Raw genomic sequence first — 3,674 nt, forward strand, 5'->3', positions numbered from 1 at the left:
CGACCATCCTAAGGATTCCATGCAAAATTCAAAGATTTGATTCCTAGGAATGACTACAGTCGTATGGTCTTTGCGCATGGTGCTTGTTTCATATCGCCACATATCTGATTTGTATTTTAGAACGAACCTGGTTCTCTTTGCAAAATATACAAAAGTTCTTGCGGGGGGACAATATGTATTATAATATTTACAAAGATTTAGGGAGGATGTAGGATTATGCCTATCATGTTAAACTTAGGTAAGGAGATTCTCAGAATATCTCCTAAAAACAGTTTTGAAATAGAATCTTCAACGAATGGTGGTCGCAGTTGGTACCATCGATATGAAAATCGTTCTAGTCAAGGTGCCTTTTTCGATTTAGCGCTTCATGGAAGTGAAATTTTAGCAACTACCGAAAAAGGACTATTTTCTTCGAAAAATGCCGGGAAATCATGGTATAAACGAAGTTAAGATTTATTGTTTGGAAGCGCTCTAACGGGATACATGTAAAAAACCGCTGCTGAGAGATGCTCTTGGCAGCGGTTTTTATGTGCTTACTTCATATCGATTCTTTTGACCTGCACATGAATCTTGTCGAGCTGTTTCCTGCTCGGCACAATTTCCATCTGTCTGTGCAGATCTGGGCGATTTTATTTTATCAGTGTTTCCTTAGGTTGTACCAAGCGCCTGTTTCATCGCCGCGACGACATGTTCTTTCGTGAAGCCGAACTTCTTGAAGAGGACGCCGGCGGGGGCGGAGGCGCCGAAGCCCTGCATCGTGACGGTCGCGCCGTCGAGTCCTGTGTAGCGTGCCCAGCCGAAGTCGGATGCCGCTTCGACGGCGACGCGTGCGCGGATGGCTTTCGGCAGGACGCTTTCCTTGTATTCGTCGGATTGCTGCTCGAAAACATCGACGGACGGCAGGGAGACGACGCGCACGGCGATGCCGTCTTTGGCGAGTTCTTCCTGCGCTTCGAGGGCGAGCGATACTTCAGAGCCTGTGGCAAGGAGGATGCCTTGCGGCGTGCCTTGGGCTTCGGAGATGATGTAGCCGCCTTTCAAGGCTTCTTTGGAGCTGCCTGCAAGCTGCGGCAGGTTTTGACGCGTGAGCGTGAGGACGGTCGGCGTATCTTTGCTCGTTACGGCGCTGTACCAGGCGGCGGCGGTTTCTGTCGCATCGGCGGGGCGGAAGACGTGGACGTTCGGCGTTGCGCGCAGCATGGCGAGCTGCTCGATCGGCTCGTGTGTCGGGCCGTCCTCGCCGACGCCGATGCTGTCATGTGTGAGTACATAGACGACGGGCAGCCCCATGAGGGCGGCGAGGCGCAGCATGGGCTTCATGTAGTCGCTGAATACGAAGAAGGTCGCGACATAGGGCAGGATGCCGCCGTGCAGCGCAAGGCCGTTGGCGATTGCCGCCATGCCAAGCTCGCGCACGCCGAAGTGCAGATTGCGTCCGGCGCGATCTGTGCGGCTGAAATCCCCCGCATCCGCCATCACGGTTTTGTTCGACGGTCCAAGATCTGCGCTGCCGCCGATGAGCTGCGGCACGATGTCCTTGAGGCGTTGAATCATCTTGCCAGACAGCGCACGGGTGGCGGCAGGCTTGTCGTCATGCGCCCAGAAGGCGGCATCTTCTAGGAGCGCCGCAGCATCGACGGGCGCGTGGTAAGCATCCCAGAGAGCCTTTTTTTCAGGGTATTTCGCACAGTAGGCGGCGAAAAGTTCGTTCCATTTTTCTTCAAGAGCTGCGCCTTCGGCGGCGAGGGTGTCGTAATGTTCGTAGACGGCGGCGGGGACAGAGAAGCTCTCCGCAGGATTTTCCCAGCCGAGATTTTCCTTGAGCGCCCGCAGGTTCTCCTCGCCGAGCGGCTCGCCGTGGGCGCTCGCCTTGCCTGCTTTGGCAGGGCAGCCGAAGCCGATCTTCGTTTTGATCGTGATGAACGACGGACGCTCCTTGTCGGCTTTTGCCGCTTCGATGGCTTTGCCGATGGCGGCAAGGTCGGTGCCGTCTTCGACCGTGAGCGTCTGGAAGCCGAACGCCGCCATGCGCTGTTCGACATCTTCGGTGAAGGCGAGGTCGGTGTCGCCTTCGATGGAGATGTTGTTGCTGTCGTAGAGTACGATGAGCTTGTCGAGCGAGAGCGTGCCTGCCAATGAGAAGACTTCGGAGGAGATGCCCTCCATCATGCAGCCGTCGCCGCCGAGGACGAAGGTATAGTGATCGACGATGGGAAACTCCGGCTTGTTGAATACGGCGGCGAGGTGCGCTTCGGCGATCGCCATGCCGACTGCCATGCCCATACCCGCGCCCAGAGGCCCTGTCGTGGCTTCGACGCCCTGCGTATGGCGATACTCGGGGTGACCCGGGGTCAAGGAGCCGTCTTGTCGGAAGTCCTTGAGATCGTCGATCGTCAGACCGTAGCCGAAAAGGTGCAGCAGGGAATAGAGCATGGCGGAGCCGTGTCCGGCAGAGAGAATGAAGCGGTCACGGTTTGCCCAGTTTGGATTTTTGCCGTTGTGCTTCATGTGATGCGCCCAAAGCTCGTAGGCGATCGGCGCCGCGCCGAGCGGCAGTCCGGGATGTCCGGAGTTCGCTTTCTGCACGGCATCCGCCGAAAGGACGCGAATCGCGTTTACACAGGTGGTATCAATGTTTCCCATAGATTTCTCCTCCTTGAAACCGTTGTTTGTTCCTTTTCTATCTTACATGATTTCGCTGAAAATGTATAGCATAGGGGGAAAGTTCGGCGAAAAGTCATGCACGAGAAGACGCTCTATCAGCGTCGGTTGAGCAGGGCGATGGAGGCTAAGATCAAAAGTACGCCGACGGATTCCGCGATGCCGAAAGGGACGGCGAGCAGCACGGTGGAGAAGAATACGGCGGATACAGGCTCGATGGAGCATAGGATGCCGACGGTGCTCGGTCGGATGTATTTAAGACTTTCGAGGTACGACCAAAAAGCGATGACCGTGCCGAAGAGTACGACATAAAGGAAGACGAGAAGGGCGGCGGCATCGACACTGCCGCAAAAATCCCAAGGCGCATGAAAGAACATGAGCAAGATGCCGCCGAGGAGCATTCCCCAGCCGATGACGAGCGGCGAGCGGAAGTGTTCCAAGAGCCATTTTGGCTGTATGGTGTAGACGGCGGCGCAGAAGGCGGAAGCGACGCCCCAGAAGAGCGCGAGCGGCGGAATGGCAAGCATCGAAAAGCTGCCGCGCGTCACGATGAGGAAGGTGCCGACGAAGGCGAGCAGCACGCAGCAGATCTCATGCAGCGATGGCAGGCAGCGGCTTTTCAAGGCGCTCCATAGGACGACGATGATCGGCATGAGGTATTGCAATACGCTTGCCGCCGCCGCGTTGCCGTACTCGATGGAAGAAAAGTAGGTGTACTGCACGCCGAGCATACCGAAGATGCTGAAGATGAGGAGATGCTTTGCCGCAGGACGGTTCCGCCACAGAGAGAAAATATTTTCCCGACTCTTTGCCGCATCGAGCAGCAGAAGCAGCACGCCGGCGAGCGACATGCGCATCATGACGAGCCATTCGGTAGAAAAGCCCCGTTCTTGCAGCAGAAATTGTGCGGCGACGCCGGAGCCGCCCCAGAGCAGTGCGCCGAGCGCTACGAGCAGGATGCCTTTGGTATGTGGTTTCATGGTATCGCTCCTTGGTGTTTTATCTTTGAATAT

At 56.0% G+C, this 3,674-nt stretch carries 3 protein-coding genes; 1 reads left to right on the top strand and 2 read right to left on the bottom strand.

Annotated elements, in window-relative coordinates; all coding sequences use genetic code 11:
* The first annotated feature begins 216 nt into the window (after positions 1-216).
* Positions 217-450: a hypothetical protein gene (locus tag ACTTKG_RS09805; protein WP_442674018.1), complete on the top strand. Its 234-nt coding sequence runs from the start codon at positions 217-219 to the stop codon at positions 448-450.
* Positions 451-648: 198 nt separating this feature from the next.
* On the opposite strand, the gene tkt is transcribed toward ACTTKG_RS09805, so the two are convergent.
* Together tkt and ACTTKG_RS09815 are read right to left on the bottom strand one after the other, a co-directional pair.
* The gene (tkt, locus tag ACTTKG_RS09810) at positions 649-2,643 is read right to left on the bottom strand and encodes a transketolase (RefSeq protein WP_442674019.1); all 1,995 of its coding nucleotides are present in this window, start codon (positions 2,641-2,643) and stop codon (positions 649-651) included.
* A gap of 116 nt (positions 2,644-2,759) precedes the next feature.
* A complete protein-coding gene (locus ACTTKG_RS09815) occupies positions 2,760-3,641 on the bottom strand; it encodes a DMT family transporter (protein WP_442674020.1) in 882 nt (293 codons plus the stop codon).
* Positions 3,642-3,674 lie beyond the last annotated feature (33 nt).

The sequence above is a fragment of the Selenomonas sp. genome (genome assembly GCF_052169755.1).
Lineage (GTDB): Bacteria > Bacillota > Negativicutes > Selenomonadales > Selenomonadaceae > Selenomonas.

Coding starts and splice junctions, on each gene's coding strand:
- ACTTKG_RS09805 (WP_442674018.1), top strand. CDS start 217: ATGCCTATCATGTTAAACTTAGGTAAGGAGATTCTCAGAATATCTCCT.
- tkt (WP_442674019.1), bottom strand. CDS start 2,643: ATGGGAAACATTGATACCACCTGTGTAAACGCGATTCGCGTCCTTTCG.
- ACTTKG_RS09815 (WP_442674020.1), bottom strand. CDS start 3,641: ATGAAACCACATACCAAAGGCATCCTGCTCGTAGCGCTCGGCGCACTG.